This is a genomic window from Pedobacter hiemivivus, from assembly GCF_004331685.1.
GTDB lineage: Bacteria > Bacteroidota > Bacteroidia > Sphingobacteriales > Sphingobacteriaceae > Pedobacter > Pedobacter hiemivivus.
The window spans coordinates 1-21,523 of sequence record NZ_SJSM01000022.1 but is presented as its reverse complement, the minus strand read 5'-3'; the positions used below and the strand labels follow the sequence as shown (position 1 = coordinate 21,523).

19 protein-coding genes and 1 pseudogene are annotated in these 21,523 nt (G+C 37.4%); 10 read left to right on the top strand and 10 right to left on the bottom strand.

The window, feature by feature from the left end; translation table 11 throughout:
* Positions 1–173: 173 nt before the first annotated feature.
* The 3 genes from EZ444_RS22235 (at position 174) to EZ444_RS22225 (ending at position 6,544) form a co-directional block, all read left to right on the top strand.
* Complete coding sequence (locus tag EZ444_RS22235; protein ID WP_131611486.1) at positions 174–3,497, top strand: SusC/RagA family TonB-linked outer membrane protein; 3,324 nt, start codon at positions 174–176, stop codon at positions 3,495–3,497.
* Between the two features lie 10 nt (positions 3,498–3,507).
* Complete coding sequence (locus tag EZ444_RS22230; protein WP_131611484.1) at positions 3,508–4,899, top strand: RagB/SusD family nutrient uptake outer membrane protein; 1,392 nt, start codon at positions 3,508–3,510, stop codon at positions 4,897–4,899.
* A gap of 70 nt (positions 4,900–4,969) precedes the next feature.
* The gene (locus EZ444_RS22225; RefSeq protein ID WP_131611482.1) at positions 4,970–6,544 is read left to right on the top strand and encodes a TlpA family protein disulfide reductase; all 1,575 of its coding nucleotides are present in this window, start codon (positions 4,970–4,972) and stop codon (positions 6,542–6,544) included.
* A gap of 163 nt (positions 6,545–6,707) precedes the next feature.
* On the opposite strand, the gene EZ444_RS22220 is transcribed toward EZ444_RS22225, so the two are convergent.
* The 8 genes from EZ444_RS22220 to EZ444_RS27915 all read right to left on the bottom strand — a co-directional run bounded on the left by EZ444_RS22220 (position 6,708) and on the right by EZ444_RS27915 (position 12,458).
* Positions 6,708–6,926 carry a hypothetical protein gene (locus tag EZ444_RS22220; protein WP_131611480.1) on the bottom strand — a complete coding sequence of 73 codons (219 nt, stop codon included), beginning with the start codon at positions 6,924–6,926 and terminating at the stop codon, positions 6,708–6,710.
* Between the two features lie 815 nt (positions 6,927–7,741).
* Entirely contained in the window at positions 7,742–8,770 is a 1,029-nt protein-coding gene (locus EZ444_RS22215; protein ID WP_131611478.1) for a hypothetical protein, read from the bottom strand.
* A gap of 71 nt (positions 8,771–8,841) precedes the next feature.
* Positions 8,842–9,063 (bottom strand): hypothetical protein, encoded by a 222-nt coding sequence (locus tag EZ444_RS22210; protein ID WP_131611476.1) that lies wholly within the window; start codon positions 9,061–9,063, stop codon positions 8,842–8,844.
* A 102-nt stretch (positions 9,064–9,165) separates the two neighbouring features.
* Entirely contained in the window at positions 9,166–9,621 is a 456-nt protein-coding gene (locus EZ444_RS22205; RefSeq protein ID WP_225874812.1) for a MauE/DoxX family redox-associated membrane protein, read from the bottom strand.
* 169 nt (positions 9,622–9,790) lie between these two features.
* Positions 9,791–10,150 carry a hypothetical protein gene (locus tag EZ444_RS22200; protein WP_131611472.1) on the bottom strand — a complete coding sequence of 120 codons (360 nt, stop codon included), beginning with the start codon at positions 10,148–10,150 and terminating at the stop codon, positions 9,791–9,793.
* 101 nt (positions 10,151–10,251) lie between these two features.
* On the bottom strand, positions 10,252–10,905 hold the full coding sequence (locus EZ444_RS22195) for a Crp/Fnr family transcriptional regulator (RefSeq protein WP_131611471.1): 654 nt from the start codon (positions 10,903–10,905) through the stop codon (positions 10,252–10,254).
* Between the two features lie 160 nt (positions 10,906–11,065).
* Positions 11,066–12,046, bottom strand: a complete 981-nt coding sequence (locus EZ444_RS22190; protein ID WP_131611470.1) for a helix-turn-helix transcriptional regulator — start codon at positions 12,044–12,046, stop codon at positions 11,066–11,068.
* Entirely contained in the window at positions 12,000–12,458 is a 459-nt protein-coding gene (locus EZ444_RS27915) for a MauE/DoxX family redox-associated membrane protein (protein WP_165503695.1), read from the bottom strand. The genes EZ444_RS22190 and EZ444_RS27915 overlap by 47 nt, the downstream gene beginning before the upstream one ends.
* A 165-nt stretch (positions 12,459–12,623) precedes the next feature.
* On the opposite strand from EZ444_RS27915, the gene EZ444_RS22180 reads away from it, so the two are divergent.
* From EZ444_RS22180 to EZ444_RS22160, 5 genes are all read left to right on the top strand, one after another.
* On the top strand, positions 12,624–14,090 hold the full coding sequence (locus EZ444_RS22180) for an aminotransferase-like domain-containing protein (protein WP_131611466.1): 1,467 nt from the start codon (positions 12,624–12,626) through the stop codon (positions 14,088–14,090).
* Between the two features lie 551 nt (positions 14,091–14,641).
* Positions 14,642–16,312: an immunoglobulin domain-containing protein gene (locus EZ444_RS22175; protein WP_205945331.1), complete on the top strand. Its 1,671-nt coding sequence runs from the start codon at positions 14,642–14,644 to the stop codon at positions 16,310–16,312.
* 27 nt (positions 16,313–16,339) lie between these two features.
* Positions 16,340–17,104 carry a hypothetical protein gene (locus EZ444_RS22170; RefSeq protein ID WP_131611462.1) on the top strand — a complete coding sequence of 255 codons (765 nt, stop codon included), beginning with the start codon at positions 16,340–16,342 and terminating at the stop codon, positions 17,102–17,104.
* An 18-nt stretch (positions 17,105–17,122) separates the two neighbouring features.
* The gene (locus tag EZ444_RS22165; protein ID WP_131611460.1) at positions 17,123–18,073 is read left to right on the top strand and encodes a T9SS type B sorting domain-containing protein; all 951 of its coding nucleotides are present in this window, start codon (positions 17,123–17,125) and stop codon (positions 18,071–18,073) included.
* A gap of 1 nt (position 18,074) precedes the next feature.
* Positions 18,075–19,058 carry a PorP/SprF family type IX secretion system membrane protein gene (locus tag EZ444_RS22160; protein WP_131611458.1) on the top strand — a complete coding sequence of 328 codons (984 nt, stop codon included), beginning with the start codon at positions 18,075–18,077 and terminating at the stop codon, positions 19,056–19,058.
* Between the two features lie 35 nt (positions 19,059–19,093).
* On the opposite strand, the gene EZ444_RS22155 is transcribed toward EZ444_RS22160, so the two are convergent.
* Positions 19,094–19,723: a P-loop NTPase family protein gene (locus EZ444_RS22155; RefSeq protein ID WP_131611456.1), complete on the bottom strand. Its 630-nt coding sequence runs from the start codon at positions 19,721–19,723 to the stop codon at positions 19,094–19,096.
* A gap of 253 nt (positions 19,724–19,976) precedes the next feature.
* On the opposite strand from EZ444_RS22155, the gene EZ444_RS22150 reads away from it, so the two are divergent.
* Together EZ444_RS22150 and EZ444_RS27305 are read left to right on the top strand one after the other, a co-directional pair.
* Positions 19,977–20,933, top strand: a complete 957-nt coding sequence (locus tag EZ444_RS22150; protein ID WP_131611454.1) for a hypothetical protein — start codon at positions 19,977–19,979, stop codon at positions 20,931–20,933.
* A gap of 18 nt (positions 20,934–20,951) precedes the next feature.
* On the top strand, positions 20,952–21,119 hold the full coding sequence (locus tag EZ444_RS27305) for a hypothetical protein (RefSeq protein WP_165503694.1): 168 nt from the start codon (positions 20,952–20,954) through the stop codon (positions 21,117–21,119).
* Positions 21,120–21,278: 159 nt separating this feature from the next.
* Here EZ444_RS27305 and EZ444_RS22145 read toward each other — a convergent pair.
* Positions 21,279–21,523: pseudogene (locus EZ444_RS22145) on the bottom strand (hypothetical protein); the annotation flags it as partial.

The window sequence follows — 21,523 nt, the reverse complement described above, 5'->3', positions numbered from 1 at the left end:
GATAAGGCAAAAAAAAGTCGCTTATGTCTACGAAACACAAACGACGATGGCCTGTATTCAATCAAAAGTATCGAACTATCAACTAAACAGACAAACGAATTTAGCGAATTTTATTTAATCATCAAAATTAAATTTAAATCATCGTAAGCTACGTTTGTCATAAAACCGATGAAATGTATAAGATCAATTTCATGAACAGGGATGCTCTCATGAACGGCATCCACAAAACATTCTTCATAATGCGGTTAATCATTATTATAATTTTAATAGCAGTAATCCAATTGAGTGCAAAAGACTCGAATGGACAAAAGCTAACTTATAATAAAAATAACGCCACCATTAGAGAAATCTTTAAAGAAATCAAACGCCAAACCGGATACAACGTGATTTGGTACGAAGGTAAACTTAATTCCCACATGCCTATTGATGTAAATTTTTACAATACGCCACTTAATCAAGTGTTGGATAATGTTTTAGATGGCCGCTCAGTAACTTACCAAATTATCGGAAAAGCCATTGTTGTTAAAGCAGGTGAGCCTGCCTTTCGTGATAATGTTATTAGTACTCTGGCTACTATTGATGTGCGTGGCCGTGTGCTTGATGAAAATAACGATCCACTGGTGGGCGCGGTTGTAAAAGTAAAAGGCGGCTCGGCCTCTACCTCTACCAATTTGGCTGGAGAGTTTCTATTGAGGAATGTAGACGAAAAGGCCATTTTGGTAATCTCATTTGTCGGTTATGTGACTAAGGAGGCAAAAGCAGCTAAAAGAATAGAATTCATAAAATTAACACCAAGCAATGATAAATTAGAAGAGGTCGAGATCAATGCGGGGTATTATAAAGTTACAGAAAGAGAAAGAACAGGCTCTATTTCCAGAATTACTTCAAAAGATATTGAAAAGCAGCCAGTAAATAATGTACTGGCTGCTATGCAAGCTAACATTCCGGGAATACAAATAGTTCAAACAACGGGCGTGCCTGGCGGTGGATTTACAGTGCAAATTAGGGGTCGAAATAGTATTGCCCAAGGTAGTAATCCCTTTTATATGGTTGATGGAATTCCTTTTAATGCGACAAGTTTGGCTGGAGCCGCTGGAATTACAGCCAACGCAAATCCTATTGCAAATATTAATCCAAATGATATTGAAAGCATCGAGGTTTTAAAAGATGCTGATGCCACAGCAATTTATGGTTCAAGAGGCGCCAATGGTGTCATACTTATAACAACAAAAAAAGGTAAAAGCGGTAAAACAATTACATCAATTTCTATGAACCAGGGAATTTCACGTGTAGGTAAAATGATGGATTTCATGAATACTCAGCAATATCTGGAAATGAGAAATGAAGCATATTTTATAAATGACAAATTAACTAACAGTTCACCAATTTATGCCTCTCAATATGATATTAACGGAACATGGGATCAGAATAAATATACCAATTGGCAAAAGGAACTTATAGGGTCGTCTGCACCTTTAACTAATATTCAGGCGACATCATCTGGTGGCACAAACAATATTACTTATTTAATGGGGGCTAATTATTTCCGAGAAGGAACCGTTTTTTCTAAGGACCAAAGTTACAAGAGAGCATCCTCAAATCTTAATTTGCAGTATACATCGGATAATAAAAAGTTGAACATCTCTTTAGGTGCAAACTATAGCCAAATTAACAGTAATTTACTCTTAAACGATTTAACATCATTTATAACACTTCCTCCGAATTACCCAAATTTATTAACCAATGATGGATTATTAAACTGGGGAAATAATACCATGAATGTTAACCCAATGGCTCAGCTACAAAAGCAATTTGAGGCTAAAACAAATAATCTCATAGGTCATGCACAAATCAGCTATAAAATAATTTCTGATCTAAGAATCCAATCTACGATAGGCTATAACCTCACCACCAGAAAAGAATTTGATAGTCAACCCTTAGCGACATATAACCCTGCAAATAATCCCGGTCCGGCACAAAGAGTATCGGTATTTCGCGACAATTCAGCGGATAACTGGAACATAGAAGCGCAGGCCGACTATAATAAAAAAATTGGGCTGAGTACCTTTAGCGCTCTGGCTGGCTTAACTTTTCAAGAAGGAATGAGAGATCAGCAGGCCGTCACTGGTTCTGGATATGCGAGTGATGCATTAATGAGAAATATCGCCTCGGCTTCCGTATTTAGTACTTCTGCATCATTTGCTCAATATAGATATACTGCCGTGTTCGGGCGTTTAAACTATAATTATAATAGCAAGTATCTAATTAATGCTACCGCTAGAAGAGACGGAAGTAGTCGTTTTGGCCCTGAAAATCGTTTTGCAAATTTTGGAGCTTTAGGTGCAGCATGGCTGATCAGCGAAGAAAGCTTGATAAAGAAATACTTGTCATTTATCAGCTTTTTAAAATTAAGGGGAAGTTATGGCATTACTGGTAATGACCAAATTAATGACTACGGTTATCTAGAATTATGGCGGCCAACAGTGGGATCTTATCAAAATCAAGCAACTATATCCCCTTCTTCTATTTCCAATCCCACATATGCATGGGAGTTAAACAAAAAGGCAGAATTAGGATTAGAAACAGGATTTTTTAATAATCGCCTAGAGTTATCAATTAACTATTATTCAAATAGATCATCTAATCTATTAGTTTCCACATCCTTACCTCGAACTACCGGTTTTAGTGGAATCACCGATAATTTACCAGCAAAAGTTAGCAATGAAGGATGGGAATATGATTTTTCGTCTCAAAACATTAATAATGCTGTATTCAAATGGAATACTTCGTTTAATCTAACTATTCCAAAAAACAAGCTTATTTCATTTCCAAATATAGCCGCAACTAGTTACAACAGCCAGTATGCCGTTGGCGAACCTTTGTCAATTCTAAAATTGTATGATACTTTTGTTGATCCAATAACTGGATTATACCAGGTTGACGATTTCAATGAAGATGGAATTGTGGATAATAAAGACAAACATATAAATGTCTTCGTTGGTCGACGATATTATGGCGGCATCCAAAACTCATTCTCATATAAGGGATTCTCTTTTGATTTTCTATTTCAATTCGTAAAGCAAACAGGAAAAAGTTTACTGTCGGGTCTAAGAAACACAGGAAGTTTTAGTGTTGGTATCCCAGGCCGCAATCAGCCATCATTTTTAGTAGATAGATGGACGTTCAATCAAAACACCTCAATATATCAAAAGTATAGCACGTTATCGTCGGCAGATGTCAGCAATCTTAATGCAACAAGTTTTGGAAGCTATGGGACAGAGGATGCATCGTTTATTCGACTTAAAAATGTTTCCTTGTCCTACACCGTACCAGAAAAGATCTCTCAAAGATTGAAAATTGGAAGCACAAAATTCTTTTTGCAAGGACAAAATTTACTGACTATTACAAAATACAAAGGTCTTGATCCCGAGACTTTATCAATCGCCAATCTTCCTACCTTACAAATTTTTATAATAGGGATTCAAATCACTCTTTAATTAAATCATCATGAAGGTATTAAAATTAAATCTTATACTGATTGGGTTAATAACATTATCCGTCAATTTCTCCTGCAAAAAGTTTCTTGAAATTGACCCCCCAAAAGACTCGGCTACACCGAAGGAAGTATTTTCTAACGACGTGATAGCTACATCGGCTGTAACAGGAATTTATAGTCGAATGGCGACTTCGGGAGCTTTTTCAGGTGATGAAAATTCAATTTCAGTTTTTGCCGGGCTTTCGGCAGATGAGTTACTGAGTTACAGCACGGTATTAAATGTATTTTATGTCAATGATATTCCTACAACCAATACTGTAGTTGCAGGATTTTGGTTAGAGGCATATAATAATATCTATATTTCAAATGCAATTTTACAAGGCTTAGCTTCTTCGAATGGAGTATCCGAACCTGCAAAAAAACAACTTCAGGGTGAAGTAAAATTCATTAGGGCATTTTGTTATTTTTACTTGGTTAATATATTCGGGGAGGTTCCATTAGTTTTGCAAACCGACTATAGATTAAATCAAAGTCTCGGAAAATCAAGTACACAAAGCGTATATAGTCAGATTGTAAGCGATTTAAAGGATGCGGAGTCTTTGCTGTCTCCATCTTATATAACGACAGAGCGAATTAGGCCAAACAAATGGGCTGCTGCTGCTCTCTTAGCCAGGGTGTATTTGTATAATAGTCAGTGGTCAGATGCATTGATTAAGTCTAACGAAGTAATTAATGAAAAGCTCACTTATGAGTTATTGGATGACTTGGATAAAATATTCTTAAAGAACAGTAAAGAGGCAATCTGGCAACTGATGCCAGTTGCAGGGAGTAATACTAGAGAAGGAGCACTATTCATTCTTACTGCCACTCCACGATTTGTTTCTTTATCCAAAGCTTTCGTGCTGGAATTTGAATCCAATGATAATAGAAAATTAAAATGGACTAACCAGTTTACGACCAATTACTATTATCCGTGGAAATATAAGATTAGTACAACTACAAACGGAAGCATTAATGAATATTCTATGGTGATAAGGTTAGCCGAGATTTATCTCATCAGGGCTGAGGCCAAAATAAACCAAGGGGACATACCTGGAGGTGTGGCTGATCTTAATTTAGTAAGACAAAGACCTAGAGCAAATGGAACATTTTCCAATGGGATTTCAGCTCTTCCTACGACACTTAGTAAAAATAATGCCTTGTTGGCTGTAGAAAAAGAAAGACGATTTGAGTTTTTCTGTGAGTGGGGACATAGGTGGTTGGATTTAAAAAGAACCGGAAGAGCAACTTCAGTCCTTTCACCTATAAAGGGAAGTTCCTGGAAAGACACCGATGTTCTTTATCCGATTCCCAATGAGGAAATAACTAGAAATCCCAATTTAACCCCAAACAATGGCTATTAACAGTTCATTTGTAATGACTTCAAAGTCGCGAACGGTAATATTTAATTAGTAACACATTAATAATAAAATCATGAAAAAGCAATTTACATTTCTGTTATTTATACTATTTATTGCAAATACAACTATTTTTGCACAAAAAAACGAGTCCAGAAGACCCACATTTACATTTAAGCCTGCTTCTAATTTAGATATTCCCGATACCATTAAAGTGTTTATTAAGAAAGGTCCAGTGAATCTTCTTAAAGAAGGTGAAAGACTTAAAATAGTTCCAAATCCTGACGGAAGTTTTAATTTCTCTCCTTCATTCGACCAGCCTATCTATTGGATGCAAATAGGTTTTCAGTTTCAAAAAAAGAGACAACGTCCCAAAGTCCTAATTTATTACGCTGAACCAGGCGATAACTTAAATATTGTTTACAAAAAAGATACTACAACAGCTATTGGGCCTATTCCAAGAATGACTCTTTCGTTTTCGGGCATAGGGTCAGCAAAGTACAGGGTAGTTGAGAGTTTGGAAAAGGTAAATTTGGAACTAAAAAAAGAACTATCCGCAGATTTGAGGGGAGAATTTGGCAAAACGAACAAATCATTTGTTGCAAAAGCTGAGTCGGTAAATTATGCAAAATCCTCAGAATTTTCTCGTTATCTTGAATCAATAACAAGAAATATTCAAATATCACAACAGCGAAGAAAGGATACATTATCTAAATATCAAAGTCACCTTACTCCTAAAGTTTTTGATTTTTTCAAATATGAATTAGCTAGTCCAGGATACGAACCGATTTTTGCCTCAACTATCAATTACCTATTCAAAGTCAGTAAATCGAACTATTTCCATAAAATATTGACCGATTTTTATTTTGCAAATAAAGATTATTCTGTTCCTGAAGTAAATGATTCGCTATTCCAATATGCTGCAAGTTACAAAACAAGTAAATTAGCTGAGATCATGTTTGAAGGGACTTTCAAATCACAGGGAAAGGGGCTGTTATTTAGAGACCAGTATGAAACAATAAAAAAAATCAAAAATTCAGATCTTAGGCAAAACCTTTTGGCACATTATATCTATCAGCCATGGTTTCAGCAGAATGTCACGGATAAGGAGACGCAGGATTCCTGTATTCGAGATGCGATAAAATATATACAGTCGCCAATATTGCAAGCTCCCGTTAAGGAACAGTTAGTATTCTTTAAAGGTGCCGCAGTTCCAGATTTTTCATTTACCGACGTTAATGGAAATAAAACGACCTTGGCGGACCTAAAAGGCAAAGTATGGATGATTGACTTTTATTTTTATGGTTGTAAGGGATGTATTTCATTTGCGGAGCGATTTAAAAAAGAGGTCTATCCTCAATTTTCAAACAATCCAGATTTTAAAGTACTGAGCGTGAGTGTTGATGCAAAAAGGGAGCATTGGATAGCTGCCCTGAATACTAACTCATATAATGAAAAAGAATACTTGAACCTAAGTGCCGGTAGTATGGCATGGAGACACCCATTCTTACAACACTATAATAGAACCAGTTTTCCTTTTGTACTTCTTGTAGATAGGAACGGCAAGCTGCTTGAAAGAATGGAAGATTTCTCCCCAGCAGTTATTATCGACGAAATAAATAAAGCGTTGATACTAATTAAAAGCAAATAAATTAATATGAAATGTGCAATTATATAATAAATACTGATAAGCATTGAAATTACTCTTTATTCACAGATTAAGATTGGTTTTTCTTTTTTATCATAGTTTCAATATTACTATTTTTCATCAGAATTGATTCCTAAGTCAATCCTGATGAAAAATAGTTTTATGATTAAATTTCATCATAAAAAAGATCTGGTAAAGGGTAAACATAGATTCCAGAAGGATATTCATAAGCTCCACCAGATATTTCACGACACGTAGGTAATTCCTCTAAAGAACAGATGAAACGGAAACCCGAGCCATCAGCATTTTGAGTATACATCTGTTGAGCATAACCACCCCCTATCGCAACTGTTGCGAGGATGGCAGAAAAAAGTAATTTTTTCATTGTTTTGAGTTTTTGATTATTTACCTACTCTTTTACAGGTTTTCGGCTAACCCTGATTTTCAAATTGCGCAAAGAATATTTTACAGATTTAAAAAAATAGCAACGAAGGCCATAATAATAAAGATGATCTTAAAAATCAAATGACTCATTTCAAGTCAATTCAGAGATAACACCACCACGGGACTCTTGTACTCGGGATGCGACAAAATATATGAAGTCATCAATATTGAGAGCTCCAGTTGAGAAGCGGTTAGTGTTCTTTAGGAGCAGTTCCAAATTTTTCATTTGCCAACGTTAGTGGGAATAATACGGCCTTAACGACACATGAAAGGACTCATTCCTAAAGCATTATAATATAACGGGTTTTCTTTCTGCACTTTTTATTGATAAGAACGATAGCTTACTTGAAAGAATTAAAGATTCTTTCCAAAAGCGATTCGCCCAAATAAATAAAGTATTAAAAGTAATTAAAGGAAATAAATTAGTAGGAAATATGCGATTATATAATATGCTAATGAGTATTGAAATTGCCCATGATTCACAGATTAAGAGTTATTTTTTCTGGAAAATGCCTATATAAAAGTAAATGCGAATTTAAATGGTTTTTAATTATTTTACCAAAAAATTTGTATGTTGATCAAAAGATGACATATGTCTCAAGCCAATGTTAATAACAAATAGAACGTAAAGCCATAAACTGATTCTCTGTAACATATGGGCATCATTGATCGAAGGAGGTAGCTGGAGTATGAGCTTTGCCTAATATTTGAAATAATTGTGAAAATAAACCGTTTTAATAGGATCTTAGAACATATTTATAGGTTCGGAATTGTAAATACTGCCAAGGTATTTCGATACAATGCAATGATTTGTTTTTTGTAAACTTTAAATTCGGTTAATTTTTGTCTATCAATCCTTGGCAGATAAAAACTAACAGAATATTTGCCATCCTTTAGATCATAAATATCAATAACCTCTTGGAAGTTAAAATCTGATTCTTTCTCATTGTCAGCTTTTAATGCGGACTGAATATATACTTTACCATCTGCAATTGACATTTTTTTATTAACTAGATTGGGTGGGGTTGTATGGGTTTTCATTCCATTTTTAACCAAAAAATGGATTTTTGATTTTTTTACTGTGTCAATAGTTTTCGCTTGGTACTGCATTTTTAAGTTTGTGTCTAAGCAAACAAAATTACCTCTATAATAAAAAAGATAAACAAATAGTTTTGAGTCAGGATCATACCTTAATCTACCGTCATTGCAAAAATACCCATCAATTTGCATTTCAGGAAGATACATATTTAATTCCTGCCCTTGCCAACTTACTTTTTTTATTGCTCTTCTACTTATTTTTTCAACCTTTTTCTTACTCATATACACGAAAGAGTTGGGACTTATAACTTCAGCATGGTTAAAAGGTATACTATCTAATTTGCTGCTTATTACTTTATTTTTATCAAAGCCTATTCTATAGGCTTTAGATGCACCACCAGACATAATGAAAGTATAGTTATTCCTTTCTGCAACTGAGATCAACCCAGTAAATGATACATTCTTTAGAATGGCAACTTCGTTAGTAGCTCTGCTTTGAAGAGCTAAATTGATAGCTAACATTTCATAAGGTTTGTTTTTCTTGTAAAGAGTAATTCGATCTGATTTTACCTCTAGAATAGAGTACTTTTCTTTTTCCAATATCGTCTTACTTTTTAGTAAGGGCATTCGCTTAGAAAAGGTGCGATTAAATCCAGTCTTTAAATTGGAATTTCGATTAGAATAGATGTAAAAAGCAGTAAATATAGATAGGCTAATCAATAGCGCTAACATTGTTTTTTTTACCATAATTTTCGTTATTATTATAATTTATCAGGATTGATTACTAAGAACCAATCCTGATTGAAAATGCTTAATAATTAAATTTCGTCATAAAAAAGATCCGGTAAAGTCGAAACAGGAGTTAATGAAGGATATTCAAATGCCCCGTTAGGAAATATTTCACGACATGTAGGTTGATCTTCTTCAACGCAGATGAACTTTGTACCAGACCCATCTGAATTAGGAGCATACTGTTGTTGAGCATACGCGCTACCTATCGCAACTGTTGCGAGCAAAGCAGCAAAAAATAATTTTTTCATAATTTTATTTTTGTGATTTAACGCCTACTATTTCGGTTGCAGGGTTTCGGCTTTCCCTGATTCAAATTGCGCAAAGAATATTTTATTCGTTTATTACGAGGATTAATGTTTTATAGATTTTAAAGAAATAGCAATGAAGGCTAGGATAATAAATATGATGTTAAAAATCAAATGCTCATTCCAGTTCAATGCAGAGATTACGCCACCGCAACTGCAAGGAATATGGCTGCTCAAGTTTAATATAGCAATGATGTATGCTGTAAAAATTATCATCAGCATAAATGAGACATATAACCCGATGAAATTAGTTTTTGTCCAAATTAACAAAAGGGAGATGATAATTTCAATAGTTGGAACCAGCCAAACAAGTATGTAAGCAAACTCTGTAATAATTGGGGACTTTGACATCTGTAGTTCTGAATTTTCATAGTCCATCAACTTACTCGCAGCAGTATACAAAAACAGGAGTACATACAAATAAGTTATAATGTCAACAATGATTCTTTTTATTTTATCCGAAAGCCAACTTTTTGACTGCTTATTCATTGTTGTTTCCATTTTTAGAATCTTAGTCATTTGTTAATTTTAATTTATTCAAACGCTTCATCATCCATCCTCACCTAATTTTCAATTCAGCATCGAAGAAAAGACCGGGACTAATAGTCCATCAGATTAGCCCACGGCCTTTCTTAGAGTAAAAACTGTATATAATTTGGTTTTATTTGTATTATCTACTTTTTCTATTGAACCGCGATTGCTGTAACTTATGTCTTTCCCAGGCTAGACCCCACTCCCCTTTTGCAATCGCCTCATTCCTTATTTTAATCGCTCTTTTCAACGCCTGTGCTTCCGTATCTGCAAATACCTTCGAAATAAACAAACCATGATAACTCTCTGCTCCACCATAAAAGCAGATGTTGTGTTCTTCATTTTTAATATCTTCTTCATCATTGTCGTATTCGCACATAAAAATATCTTTCGGCGTAGTACTGTTTTGTTCAAGTGTAATGTAATAAGAACTCTGTTGCTCATCCATCACATCACAACTTTCTTCCTTCTGGAAATGGATTGTTTGATCAGCGTTCATAGTTTTGAGTATTAGCGTTTTGTTATACCAAATGTAAGGGGCTTTTAAAGGATAGCTTGTCCAATTTTGGACAAATGCATGTCCAAAATTGGACATTTAAATCATTTGGCGAATGACTTATCACTACCTTGCTTATATTGTGCATAAGCATCACTAAAACCACTTCTGGAAACTCCCAAAAGTGTAGCAATATAATCCTTGTTAATCCTATTACTTAGAGTAGGATTGTCATTCAGATACAGACGAACCCTATCTTCGACACTTAATTTTAACAAGCGCTGATAGAACATAAAATACCTCTCCCGTTCCGCCTGAAGACAGAGCACACAGGAAATCATTTTCGGAAAATTATTCAATAAGTTTTTTAAGCTGTAATAATCTATAGTCAACAACTCCCCTTCCTCCAGCATTTGAACAGTCTCCACACGATCTTCTTCATTCTGAAAACTATTGACATCAAATATCACATCGTGTTTTTTCCAGATTCTGGAAATGATCGGTTTATCACTAGAAGTATCATAATAAAATGTGCGGGCAATTCCGCTGGTAATGTAGAACAGTTTCCCATCTTCGAAAGACCTGCTTTCTTCGAGGTAGTGATCTTTAGCAAAGTTTTTTAACTTACTGCTTTGCAGCAGCAAATCGACAAATTCTGAGAGTTGAGCGCCAACAATTGATTCTAATTTAGGTAGAATTTCATTCCTGATGATCCGTTCTAATCTGTCTTTGTTTGATTCATTTTGAAATGGTATCATATATTCCTGATTAAAAAGATTTCAATAAACTACTGGTAACCAAAATATCGTAATAACTCAAAATTCGTGACTATTCTTTTAAGTTCATCTGGATTTTTCTGGCAAAATGCAGCAATTTTTAGCTACCCCTCATGCAAGAAAAATGCTACTCCTCCCAGAGCTATATCACACAAATTCTGACTTCATTTGGCGTAATGCCAAAGCGCTTTTTAAATGCACGGCTAAAATAATTAGCGTCTTCGTAACCAACGCTTACAGCGATCTCTTGTACGGTATGTTGAGTGGCTAAAAGCATTTTCAACCCATGGTGGGCACGCAGCTCTATCACCTGCTGATGTAATGGTCTACCGAAATAAAGTTTGGCCAGCCTGACCAACATCGTTGTAGAGATCATAAAGTGGCTGGCCAGAGCGGGCTCATCGCCAACAATTTTATTGGCAAAATTCGCAGTTACAAATTCACCAATTTCCCTGGCCTTCAGCTCCTGGCTTTTTGCCTGGCGAATGCTATCATGTAATTTGACCAGATATCTGCTGATGCAGTCATTTACAAAAGTATGCATGTCATTATCTAAATCCCTTAGCCCAATTCCTTTATTCAATGTCCTGAGGCCAGTATATACCTGATGTCCGATACTAAAAGCCGGTAAGCTATAGCATTCCAATTCTCCCTCGTTATAACTGGAAATAAGCTCGCGCAACTCTTCGAGTGCACCATATTTCTTAATTAGCCATTCTGGCCAGATGTTTAAAACCTGAACCTGGTGCTCGCCACACATGATACTGCATTTATATTTGCCTGCTTTGAGGTAAACCAATCTGCAGGAGTTACCAAAAACTTCTGAGATCACTTCGTCGGCCTCGTTGTAAAGTATAGAACAGCCATCCAGCGAAGCCACCATGAAAAAAGAAGCGGCAGTAACCTCTACATCTACCAATGCATGTTTTTCTATTTTATATTCATACAAGTGAATATGAACCAGGTAATGATCCATAGATTGAATGAGCAAGGTGCCCTCATCCAAGGTTGAATAACTAGCGTCGCCCAGCTTTAATGGGAAAGCGCTTAATTTTTGTAGCCCATCTGAAGATAATTCAATTGTGATAATGGGTTGTAAATCGAGTTTGACGTGAGAGTGCATAGGTATTAGGTTTATTAAAAGAGAGAGCAGCTGCAGAAATCAATATACAGACTGTATTAAACAATAACTGGTTTACCCAGCTCATAGTAAGAAATGAATGTCCACAAGCACAAGGGATATAGGTGCTGGCATTTAATAAAAACATAATGTAAAAAGAAAAAAACACAAACCAAAAGCTCGTGATATAAAGTCCGAGCAGCCTTGTTTTTCGCTTGAACAACAATATAGCAATGGCAATTTCAATTATAGGAATAAGCCAGGATAATGGTAAAGAAAAAGAAGACAAAATGGGAAACTCAGCAAGCTGAGCCTCGAATTTATCCATATACATAAACTGGATCTCTGCTATTAGCATAAAGAGCAATCCAAAAAGATAGGCAACCAATTGGGTAGTCTTGTTATAGTGATTCATAATGTCTGGAAATTTAAAAACCATATAAAGATCAGGAGTGAAAATTAAATTATATGAACTCACTTATACGAATTTTACTGAACTCACTTTTGTTCTTCTTTTTTATAATCTTTTAGTTTACATTTGTTTAACAACCAAATACGCTCTTAAAAACGCTTTCAAACCATGAAAAATAAATATTCCATTGATTGGCTCATTCCGGGTTTAGATAAGACCAAATGTACTAGCCAAATTATAGATTTCATTATTCAGGCCGTTACCTCAGGGGATCTGATGGCAGGGGATTTTATTCCCTCCTACCGGGCTCTGGCCAAGCTAAACAAGGTTGGCGAAAGCTCCGTGAGAAGAGCCTATACCAAGCTTGTAGATACCTATTGGCTAACCAGCAATCCTGGTTCGGCAACTTCCATTTCAAAGCACAATCCTACCGAAAATCTTATCCACGAAGAATCTGGTTTCACAGAACGTTTTTCGGCGGGTATGCCTGTTAAAAATAAAAATGCGGAGCCGAAAAAAATCGCGGAGCCCTTTAGTGGAGTCGGCTCTGACTTTCCAAGTCCAGCCTCCTTCCCTGATGAAAAATTATTATCCTATTATGTCCCTTTGCTGGTAGAAAGCAAAGGTTTAACTCAGGCAGAATTTTTTGCGGCTTTTGACAGCAAAGAATTAAGAGCAGCGGTGATAGACAATTTAAACCGTAAGCGAGGCTTTGGTTTAAACCAAGACATGCTTACGGTTATTCATGGCAGAAAAAGCAGTCTGGACCGCGTATTCAAATGCCTCATTACCCCCGGAGATGTGGTGGTAAACACTGCTCCTTTCGATTTAAAACTCGCGATAGCCCTGGAGAAATGCGGCGCAAAGGTTCAGATCATAGATCGTAAGCATGACGACTTTTTAGAAAGGCTGGAACAATTGCTACAAAACACCAAAGTAAGGGCGATACACATTCGTCCACAATGCAGCTATCCAGAAAGCTATTCATTAAGCGAATCAGCTTGTAATAGGTTAATTGAATTGGCAAAGAAATACAAAATATGCCTTATCGAAGAGGAAGACGATCATGAGTTTTGGTACGGCAAGTATCCTTTTAGAGCATTGGCAAGTCGCCGCCATGGTGGTTTTGTAATTTATATGGGCGCCTTAAGTAAAGCCAGTCCGGAAACAAGTGCGCTTAGGTTGGTTGTAGCGCCTACTCAATTTATCGCTGACATGCAATTGCTACCCAAGCAATCTATCGAGCATAGGGATGTGATTAGAGAGCGGGCGATCGCCAAAATGATCGCCAATGGAGATATGTTAGAGTACGCTCGTGACATCAGACTAAAATCGAGGGTTTATCGGGATCAGTTACACAAGATCCTTAAGGACCATTTGGAAAAATATATCAAGTACCAGGTTCCTCAAAATGGCTTAACCTTTTGGCTGAAGTTTGATGAGGTAATTGACCTGAATATGGTGCTTGATAAACTAGAGGAAATGGGTGTTCCTGTCCCTTACCATCCAAACCATCAGAAAACCAAAGAGAAATTAAATCATATGATGTTGGGCTTTGGCGCTTTCGACATCGATGAGGCCTTAGGCGGGGCAACCTTGCTTGGGCAGATCATTTCGGGTTTACACCCGAAATAACCGATTTTGTTTAGGCGTTCGTCATCATATTTTTTTCTTAAGAGAGCCTAGTCAGGCTCTTTTTTTATGCGCTTCGTCATCCTGAATTTTTCAGTAGTATTTATTGATTCTTGTCTTAAAGAATGCTACGCAGTTTATTTCAGGACCTCGCACCAGCTATTCAAAAAAAACATGCACAAGAGTGATCCTGAAATGAATTCAGGATGACGAAGCGCATAATCTTTCGTGCCCGCAGGATTTAGACTGGCAATGCTAAAGTTTTCTTTTCAGTTAACTACATAAAAGCAGTTTGCTACCTCCATATACCCGGACATTACCCGGACGTTACTCGGACATTACTCGGACACTACTCGGGTGGAGCCGCGTAGTGTCCGGGTAACGTCCGGTTAACAGCTGTTAATTAGAGGTGAAATAGATTACCTTTGACTAGAATCGGAGCTTCAGCTAAAGACTGAACAAGATGAACGGACTGAAAGGGTTCTGATCAGCCTAGCTTTAACGTTATGTCCAGGCTCTCGTTCAGACTCAACCAAATATCCGCCAGCTGCGCGATGCTACTATTGATCGTGATAGTAATGGTTGCCGGTATGGGACAGGTTAAGGGGCAGTATGCTAAAGTTAGAGCGGAATATGTTGGCCCATATCCGGCCAACACAGGTGGTACTAATGGAGCTGCTGGTACAGCTGGCATTGGAGGCGGTCAAGGAGCCCTGGGAACCCATAGCACATCCACTCCGGCTGACCTTAACGATACAAATTACGCTACGAATTTTGCTGCTGTTAAGGCTGCAAGTGGTACCAACGGAACAGGGATTGGTGGGGGAGCTGGTAAATCAAGTACTGCTTACTTAACCTTAAATTTTACAGGAACAATTTCCCCTAAAATAGGTGATCAGGTCTTTTTAAAAATCAGCCCTTCAAACTCTGTAGTCTTAGTAGGAGCCGACCCTAAATCACAGGTAACCATACAAGGTTTTAATGGGGCCACATCTGCGGGTTCCGCATTCGCATTGTCAACATTAGCAACTAATGCTGATGGCTACTATGTATTTCCTGTTACAGCTGATTTTACATCCATAAAAATTCTGGTAACAACAGGTGATACCGGTTTAGCCACGGGAAATCCTGCAAGTACACAAGCAGACGTATACGATGTTTATATGTTTGATCCAACATGTAATCCGGCCAAATCAACCGCAATAAACTTTACTGGGGTATCATTACTGAGTTCTATCAATAATCCAGATAATGCCATTGATGGAAACCTATCCACATATTCAAGCTTTAATGCAGGAATTGGCCTCGGGGCAACACTAATAGAGTCCATCAATCTATATCATCTTTCGAAAGTTGGAGAAGCTGCCACAGTTACCTTATCCGTACCACAGGCTTTAGTCGCTGTCGGCCTATTAGGAAACCTTCAGATAGAGGCTTTTAACGGAGCTACTTCAGTTGGTGCAATTAGTGTAAGTGCCTTACTTCAAGGTACAGATCTCCTCGGCCTACTGCAATCCGGAAAAATATCTACGCTAACCTTTCTGCCACCCGGAGGACAGTTTGACCGTATTAACGTATCAATGGGCTCACTCTTAAATGTTTCTGGATCACTAAATCTCTATGAGGTTCAGATCACTCCTGCTAAACCTACCTTCACAGCCCCTTCCCTCCAAAATATCACCATTTGCTCCGGCAACACAGCAACCTTCACGCCTAATGCCCCAGCCTCAGGAAATGAACTTAGGTGGTACAAAAATGCTACCGGTGGAACCTGGGTACCAGGAAATTCTTACACCACAGTCAATCTAACTGCTCCAGATACGATTTATGTAGCCCAGGCTATAATTGGCTGCGCTGGAGAATCAGAAAGAGTGCCCGCTACAGTTGTTGTCAATACCATAACTCCAGGAAGCATTGCTACCGGACAAACCATCTGTTCTGGAACTCAACCCGCGGCTTTTACCGGTGCGGTTGCTACCTCTACCGCTATAGGAGCAGTCATTACGTATCAGTGGCAAAAATCATCCAATGACAATACCCATTACGCCAATATCAGCGGAGCAACAGCCGCCACTTTTACCGAAAGTGCAAACCTTAGCCAAAATACTTATTACAAACGAATAGCAACAACTACCCTTAATGGAGTAAGCTGCACAGCAAATAGCAATGAAATTCTGATCAGCCTCCATCCCAAACCTCCAACTCCTTTTGTATCCATAAACTAATTAAATAAAACTCTTAAACCTTAAATTATGAAAACGAAAATTACCACTTTCAGACTGTTAACCATCGCATTCGTATTGTTTGCATTACCTATCGGCGCATTGGCACAAACTTTCCCGCTTTATCTCTGCGGGGATGGAACAGCCATCTTAAAACCTGATGCAACAACTACAGGAACATTAAAAGCCGGAGACAAGGTTGTTTGGCAAGAATTTTCAACAGCAGATGCGCCAATGAATACGGCAACAGAACTTACGGTCATAACAGATGGTGTTGCACCTGATTTTCAAGTAGGCGGATCAGGTTTAAGTGATGGTGAACATCGTTATAAAGTTTTTATAAAAACAGCAACTGCAAGCTGTTCTGGAGATGTATCGCCAGCACTTGCCCTCTATAATTTACCAGATGCATCAGTAACATTGGGAAGTCCTTCGCAAAGTACCTTCTGCGAAGGCGGCTCACATCCAACGATCCAGGCTTCGACACTAACGGCAACTGCAACGACCATTAATGCTTTACTGACTGACGTTAGCTATGTGTACAGCTGGACAGCTACAAAAAATACGGTTGCGGTAGCGGATATCACAACTATCGGGACTCAAACTGCAAATACGTTTACCCTAAACAACCTTGCTACAGCAGGATCGTATGTATTAACAGCTTCCATTAAATACGCTGTTGCTGCCGGGCAATTAAAATCCGGAGACGCGCTAGGTTGTGTAAAATCATCAGGAGCGTCGTCGGCGATTACTGTTTCACCTAAACCGGCTACACCGACCATCACATTTAACTAAAAAGATTAAAACGTATTCATGTTTAACAGAAAACAAGGTTTCGTAACCAGTCTGCTGTTGCTTAGCGCAACGGCAGGCTTTGCGCAATCCAATGGTTCGGGCCAAACAGTAAACCTCCCGCGAGGAGCTTCACTTAAAGCTAAAGCCAATTCTGTGAATGCGGTTTCCTATCAATGGTTAAAAGATGATGTTGCCATTACTGGCGCTACTTCTGCCGATTATACGATACTACTTGCAGGAACTTACAAAGTAGTGTCCTTTAATGCTGCCGGCTGCGCGTCGGACATCTCCGATCCCGTAATCGTAAACATCTCCCCCACATCCTTGCTGACCGCTGATCTGATGATCAATAAAAACTCGGAATCGAGATCTATAACCATCAACCAAACTTTTGAATACCTGATACAGGTGAAAAATAATGGAGTTGGCGATGCTACACTTTTAAAAGTACAGGATGTTTTACCTGAGGAACTCATTTTCGAGGAGATGATGAATCCGGTATTGGGATTGGCAAGATACAACCTGGGTACGAAGACCATTTTATGGGAAATCGACCAGCTAAACAATGGGCAAATGGCCGACCTGAAGATCAAGGTTAAAGCCATAAAATCTGGCGTCATCAGAAATACGGCTACGGTAACCGCACAAGAAACTGATCCTAACCTGCAAAACAACACTTCTACCGACAGCAAATCAATTGTAGGTATCATCGTACCCAATGTTTTTACGCCTAACGGAGATGGCTTAAATGACACCTTCGTCATACCGGGACTAGAGTTTTATGAAGCCAACGAGTTGACTATAGTGAATCGCTGGGGTGGTACGGTTTACGAAAAGAAAGGTTACCAGGGCGATTGGGCAGCCACAGGACTTACCGAGGGCACCTATTTCTACTTGCTAAAAGTAAAAACTGCAGGCAACAAATGGGAAGTGTATAAAGGATTTGTCACCATGCTTAGAAGCAAATAATATGAAGAAAATTATACTCCTGCTTTTTATTTCCAGCTTACTATTTACGGCAAGGGCACAACAGGACAGCCAGTTTACACAGTACCTGTTTAACGGCCTACACATTAACCCTGCTTATGCGGGTTATAAGGATGATATTTACATCCAGTCTTTTTACCGATCTCAATGGGATGGCGTTAATGGTGCACCCAAAAGTTTTTCGGTTGCTGCTGATGGCGCTTTTAATGATGGCAGAGTAGGTCTAGGCCTGATCCTCGCTAATGATCAGCTGGGTGCTCAAAGTTACCTCACAGCTTATGCAAACTATGCCTACCGCATTAGACTGGGCGACAATGAAGCTTCGCAACTTGCTTTCGGAATAGCAGCGGGATTACTGCAACTTGGATTGGATGGCAATAAGCTGGGCGGTTATCAACCAGGTGATGAACTGATCCCTGTAGGTTCGCAAACCAATACGGTACCTGATGCACGTTTTGGAATTTATTATGCCAATAAAACCTTTTTCGCTGGTTTATCGGCTACCAATGTGTTGGCAAAATATATGGCAAAAACGAATACGCAGAATATGATGGTGCCGATTCCGCAGCCACACCTCTACTTCACCGCAGGAGCCATGTTTCCTTTAACCGAAGATGTACAAATTAAACCGGTACTATTGGTTAAAGATGACACCAATGGTCCTTCGTCTGTAGATTTGAATGCTTTTGTATTGCTCAAACAAAGGATCTGGATTGGTGGCTTTTACAGAACTTCCTTTGACTTTTACAAAAAAGACTACTTACAAACTGGCTTGACGAAGCAAAATGCAATTGGCGCAATTCTGGAGGTTTACACCAGTCAAAATATACGAATCGGGTACTCCTACGATTACTCGCTTAACAAGTTACGCGATTATAATTCCGGTAGCCATGAAATATCCGCTGGATTTTACATCAACCGTAAAGACTCGAGAAGAAACAGGGAGTTAAGGTGCTATGATTTTTAGATTCTCCATCATACGAACTATTTACAAATGTGCTTTTAACATTCAACTTCCACAGTCATAAGATCATTTACAGCTGTTAGTGAAGTTACCTTTTCAACTATAGGATACAATGGCAATGAGCCAGTATAAATAAATCTTACCTTATCCAGTACATGCTTGTGATGACGCAATACTCTATTTTTCTGGATAAATTGCTCAGCGGGTCGAGCACCTTCCTTATTCAGAATATTCTGAATTGTTTGAGGAAATTCATCTATCAATATCACTAGATTTCCTGACTCCTTTTTTATACTGGAAAATAATTCGGTAAGCATTTCATAATAGTCAGTTTCATATCCATCCCCTAAAATACTACCTATCACATTTTTAACAGAGGCAGACACCTTGGCAAGACGATTTATCGCCTTACTTTTTATTAATTGTTCAAAAATGACTTTAAAAAAGTCGTTGTGCGATTCAACAGCTTCAGTTAGGACATATATGCAATGGAAATTTTCCTCAGGAAACTCCTCTATATACCTAAGTATTGAAGTTCTAGCTACCCTACTAGGAGCGGATAGGTAAATACTGGTTCCAGCATTCAATACACTATAAATCTTACTAATTTCTTTATCACGAGGATAAAAAGCTTCACCTCTGGCGGGACTCCCTAAACTATTCTTCATTTGACAATAAATTTATTACTGTGTCATCTCCTCTTGCATCCAGGTGCTCCAATCTTTCTTCGATCAAATCTAGCCTTTCGTCTATCCGAGTAAGCCGCCCTTCGATCCTTTTGAGTGTTTCTAGTATTTCTTTCATAATTATCTTATCGATAAACAAAAATCACTATTTATTTTTTATAAATAACTATATGTAACAATATTTAATAAATAATTATTATTATATTAGCTTATAAATTATAATAAACTTACAGAAATGACTTTTATTGCTAGCATAATAGCCAAAGAGGGAATAGCCATTGTAGCTGATTCATTTGGGACTACCATGGAACATTCCATAAAAGAGAATAAGTTTTTAGATCATATAAAAGAAAATGGGAACAAAGAAAATATTGCAGTTGCCGATTTGGTTGGTCTTTTTGAAGAACGTCCATCACATACTAGAAATTATATAGATAAGCTTTTTAAATTTGATAAATATTCAGCAGTAACGTTTACAGGAGCTGTTTATATTAACGGAAAAGAAATAAAGGAAATTATTAAAATAATTGCTACTGAACTTCAAGAAGACACAGCAGCTTACAATGCGAAAGACATTTCTGATATTTTAAAAGAATTCTGTGAGAAATTAAAATTAGAAATCATCCAACATTGCCAAACTAACGATTTTCCTCAAACCGATTTTATCTTTTCTCATTTTAATACTGGTAAGAACAAGTCTCAGATTTTTCTTATTAAAATTAAAGGAATTGAAATGGATTATTTTGATCCAGACGACCCAAATTTAATTGAAGTTAATGATCAATCGCATTTAGGGATCGTAACTGACGGACAAAACAACTTCGTTGAACGGCTAATATTTGGGTCTTTAGTTTCTACAGTTGATACTGTCAAGTCAGTATTAATTAAAGATGTGGTAGAAATATTGGGTCTGAAAGATGAACAAATAGAAAAGCTAAGTAATCATATAAACAGCTTCGAGTGCTTAATGCAGACTGTCTTAGATGACATGCTTTCAATTAATTTTAGACAACTTAGCTTGCAGGAGGCCCTAGACTTGGCAGCATTATTAATAAAGATTGTCGTAGACATTCAAATTTATACAGAAAAGATTCCCACAGTTGGTGGATTAATACGACTAGCAGTTATTCACGAGGAAAGAGGGTTCGAATGGATATCTGGAAATAATTTAATACCTTCTAATATTATTTAATAATTTAAACATTTGCAAATGGAACAGCTAAAAAACGACACCTACAAAAATGAATTATGGCAACAGGTTCTGGTAAAAATTAGAAATGCCGCAAATGATAAGCGTGCTAAAGATCAATACATAATGAATAAAGTTCGATCTATAATTGAAAAAGAAAAAGCAACGAGAAATTTAACTCAAAAATAGATTTCAATCTGTATGCAGGTGCGAGGTCCTGAAATGAATTCAGGATGACGATCGCTTTACATGACGATCGCTTAAAAAACAATCTGTCCTGATACCGGCCTGCGTCGGCATGATTGTTATGATTCATACAAGTATTTTTTATTTTTTTTTTATAAAATATTATGCAGCAATTAATTGATTATTTACATAAGGTTTCTGGTGGTTCACCACAGCGACTACTCTTAGTGCGATTTTATTTCTTATCGCATTTAAGATACTCATTGGGTGCTTGCCTTCTTCCTTTTTACGGTTATAATACGTCCTGAACTCAGGGTAGTATTGTATGACCGTTAAAGCACTTAGATGGAATAGTTTTTTGAGTTCTTTATTAGCCATATGATGCACGCGGTTACGCCCTTTAATGC